At 56.8% G+C, this 3,555-nt stretch carries 4 protein-coding genes; 1 reads left to right on the top strand and 3 read right to left on the bottom strand.

The genetic code is table 11. The features are described from left to right. Positions 1-47: 47 nt before the first annotated feature. Together IRZ24_RS18185 and IRZ24_RS18190 are read right to left on the bottom strand one after the other, a co-directional pair. Positions 48-839 carry an anti-sigma factor gene (locus IRZ24_RS18185; protein WP_297167443.1) on the bottom strand — a complete coding sequence of 264 codons (792 nt, stop codon included), beginning with the start codon at positions 837-839 and terminating at the stop codon, positions 48-50. A 321-nt stretch (positions 840-1,160) separates the two neighbouring features. Then, complete coding sequence (locus tag IRZ24_RS18190; protein WP_297167446.1) at positions 1,161-1,820, bottom strand: sigma-70 family RNA polymerase sigma factor; 660 nt, start codon at positions 1,818-1,820, stop codon at positions 1,161-1,163. A 310-nt stretch (positions 1,821-2,130) separates the two neighbouring features. On the opposite strand from IRZ24_RS18190, the gene IRZ24_RS18195 reads away from it, so the two are divergent. Further along, positions 2,131-2,544 (top strand): DUF4383 domain-containing protein, encoded by a 414-nt coding sequence (locus IRZ24_RS18195; RefSeq protein WP_297167450.1) that lies wholly within the window; start codon positions 2,131-2,133, stop codon positions 2,542-2,544. A 211-nt stretch (positions 2,545-2,755) separates the two neighbouring features. Here the strand turns inward: IRZ24_RS18195 and IRZ24_RS18200 are convergent, their stop codons facing one another. Then, positions 2,756-3,469, bottom strand: coding sequence for a YceI family protein (locus tag IRZ24_RS18200; RefSeq protein ID WP_297167453.1), 714 nt, complete (start codon positions 3,467-3,469; stop codon positions 2,756-2,758). Between the last annotated feature and the right edge of the window lie 86 nt (positions 3,470-3,555).

The raw sequence follows: 3,555 nt of genomic DNA on the forward strand, positions 1-3,555 counted from the left end.
CTATTATCATGAATATATGGATTATCCTCTGAAGAGAGGATATTCCACTAGTTATGATAACTTGTCCGAGAACTGGTCAGCGTACCCAGGGCAACGATCGGACCTTTGGGAGCGTCCAGGCTGGGTTGAGGGCCGTTTTCGAGACTGATGGCAAGGCTATCGTAGCCAGCCAGGGAGCCTTGAAAGTTGAGGGTGGCCACGCCATTTTCAAGCGTCAGTAAACCAATACTTGTCGGTTGCTGGTGACGCAGGAGCCAGCCCTGATAAACATGGGTACCCTCTAAGCGAGGGAGACCATAGACGACGACCACAGTAACTTGTTGACGAGGAAAGTACATGATCTCGCCGTGGGCCGAGCTGGCCAGAGCAGTGCCATAGAGCGAGGAGACAATAGGAGCCTCCGGGCTGCTTAGCTGGGCAACCTGTTGCTGTAGATGGCTAAGCTGCTGCTGCAGAGAGACATTCCAGGCAACACTCGCGCCCAGGAGGGCAAACAGCAAGATGGCAGCCGTGGCCAAAGCAGCCCAGCGCCAGCGCCAACTGATGGCCCGTTGAGAGCGATCCGTTGGCTTGGAAGGCAGGGCTGTCTGTAGCTGACTTGAGCGCAGCTGTTGGGTTTGCTCCTCAATGCGCGCGAGAATCCGTTCCTTCACACGTGGTGAGGGTTCAACCGGGGGAACGGTAAGAGGGAACAATTCGACGACGCTACGTAGCTGCTGCACTGCCCGGGCACATTTCGGGCACTGAGCAAGATGCTCATCGGCGGCACGTCGTTCCTCTTCTGTTAATGCATCAAGGGCATAGGCACCGGAAAGCTCTTCGAATTCCTGGCAATTCATAAGGGGCTCCGTCTCCATTGCTCTCTCTTCCCAGGGCGACCCGCTTCATTTATTGTAACGCTCCCTGTCAGCGTGCCAAGCCGGGGCGAGCTGGCTCCTGTACGCTCTACCTTTTTTGCTTTTTCTACATGATAAAGATCCGACACTGGATGATCGCCTTGCTCTCTCCTTCCTCATCAAGACAGGCAGGAAAGCAGCAGACAGCGTTGGTCTACCAGCAGCTAAGCACTGAGTAGAGCGAGTGCCCGCCGTCGAACTGCGCCCATCAGTCAGGCCATCGAGCAGATGAGATCTGACAAGCTCCATCCTGGGGGCAGCGCCTTAGCTTTCGACGCTACCGAGTCGTTCGAGGATGCTGCGCAGACGCATCAGACCCAGGCGCATCCGGGCTTTGACAGTTCCCAAGGGAAGGCCATAGGCGCGGGCAATCTCGGAGTGGGTCCAGCCCTGGAAATAGGCTAGCTCGATGACCAAGCGCTGCTCGCTGGAGAGCAACATCAGCGCTCTGCGTAACTGTGCTCCCTGGACAGAGCGCCAGACCGCATCCCAGGCATCGGCAGATACCATCTCTTCGCTGGTGGCAGCGTCTTCTAGAGGCATCCCGCGCAGCTCGGCATGAGTGCGCAGGCGACGCAGGTAATCGATTGCCCGATGGCGCATGATCGAGATCAGCCAGTTCTGGACCGAGCCCATGCGCGAGGAATAGCTGCCGGCGTTTTGCCAGACAGCGAGAAAGGCCTCTTGCAACAAGTCCTCGGCAATCTGATGATCCTTGACCATGCGATAGGTTACAGAATAGAGCAGGCGATGGTAACGCTCATAGAGCATTTCCAGCGCCCAGACAACACCGAGCGAAATCGCCCGCACGAGCGTTTCGTCGCTCAACTCTTCAATAGGGATGTGCGGGGGCGCCGCCCTGTGTCCAGAGCTGGAAGCTTTTCCCCCCGAGCCTTGCCCCTCCTTCTTCCCCGATGCACTCATTGCACTCCACGGTCCTCGTCGCAAGCAAAAAGATCCAGACAGAGGCCACTACAGTGGCCATTATAGGCCTGACACCAAGTGAAGCCGCGTCACCAGCCACGCTCACGCTTGCTATCACAGGCTCTCTCTAGGGATGGATACGCAAAAGATGGCCCTTTGGATCTCTGGCTTGCCGACCGCGGCAGCAAGCCAAAGGGCAGTTGGAAGTCACTCAGTCGCATCGTGGCCGGCCAGGCCAGGCAAGAAGGTATGGAGTAATCCGCCAAGCCCACAATCACGTACCCCCTTTGCAGAAAGGAGGTTTGGCCTTATGAGACAGTTTGACCTTGCTCGTAGTTTTGCTCTCGTGGTGGGAATCGTTTTCTTGCTCGTGGGTATTCTGGGCTTTATCCTCAATCCGACCGATGGGGCCCTCTTAGGCATCTTCGCTGTCAACATCGAGCACAATCTGATTCATCTGCTGGTGGGGGTTCTCGGCATCGCAGCGGCCTTCACGGGATGGTCCCGCCTGTATGCTCAGGCCCTAGGGATTGTTTACCTGCTGGTAGGGATTCTGGGATTCATTCCAGGCCTGGCTCCCGACGGGATGCTGCTCGGCCTTGTTCACATTAACCTGGCCGATAATCTGCTGCATCTGATTGTCGGCGCCGCTGCTGCCCTGGTTGGCTTCCTGCCAATTGGTCGCCAGGCCGTCTCAGGCGAGGGTTACGGTAGAGTACGTTAAGCGGCCGCTCCCTCGCTCAGGGAGAAGCCCACTCCTCTTCTACCACCTGTGCAGGCTACGGCTTGCTTCCCTCCATGAAATGGCGAGGCCATAGACGGGCCGGCGAAGACTCGCCAGGCTCGTCTATGGCCTCTTGTCATTGAGAGAGGCCCTGAGGGAGCCTCCATCCTAGTGGCCGCCTCGTCGTTGTCTGCGAGGAGTCGGCAGCCGCTCAGCTTCCGGTCGCGCGAGCAGTGAAGGTGACACTGAGCGTCACCTGATTCTCAGAAATGGCAATGTTGGCGAGATTCGGCGGCTGAATGTCGAAGTCGGTCATATAGATCGTCGTGGTCGCTGTGCCAGTGATGGTATCGCCACTGAGCTTCCCCTGAACATCGAATTCAGCACGGTTGGTCTTGCCATGCATGGTCAAGTTGCCGATCAGCTTGAAATGGACGTTCTGCCCATCGCTGTAGCTGGCAGGCAACCCTTCGGTGAGTACGGAGACAAAGGTCGCGTAGGGATATTGATCGGTCTGGAGAGCATTGCGCTGCACATAGTTGTCGCGTCGCGGCGAATCGGTCTGCAAAGTGCGTAGATCAACGGTGATCTTCATGTTGGCGATCAGAGGCGAGGGATCAGTACGCACTCCAAAGCTGCCCTGAACCGCATGGGTCGTACCAACGACCTTGTTATGCGGCTTATTCTCAATGATAAGGTTTTCGTAGACGCTATAGCTGACTGTGGTCTGGTCTGGCACAATCTGGAAAGTGCGTAATCCCGCAATCGTGGTCGGCGTCCCGGTAACACTGATCGGGCCTGCCGCCTGATGCGGCTGATTGACGCTGCTGGCAAAGTGTTGGGCATAGACCAGGAAGCCGCCGATGAGGGCAGCGACGATGACCACTACAACGACAACCGCAACGATGATGCTCTTCCTTTTCATAGTTCCTCCCTGTAAAAGCACTATGCCGTCACTCCAATTGACCCACTCTTTTATCTTTTACGCTGAGCTGTTGCGCCGTTTACGGG

This window comes from Thermogemmatispora sp., from assembly GCF_019683755.1.
In the GTDB taxonomy this organism is placed as follows: Bacteria; Chloroflexota; Ktedonobacteria; order Ktedonobacterales; family Ktedonobacteraceae; genus Thermogemmatispora.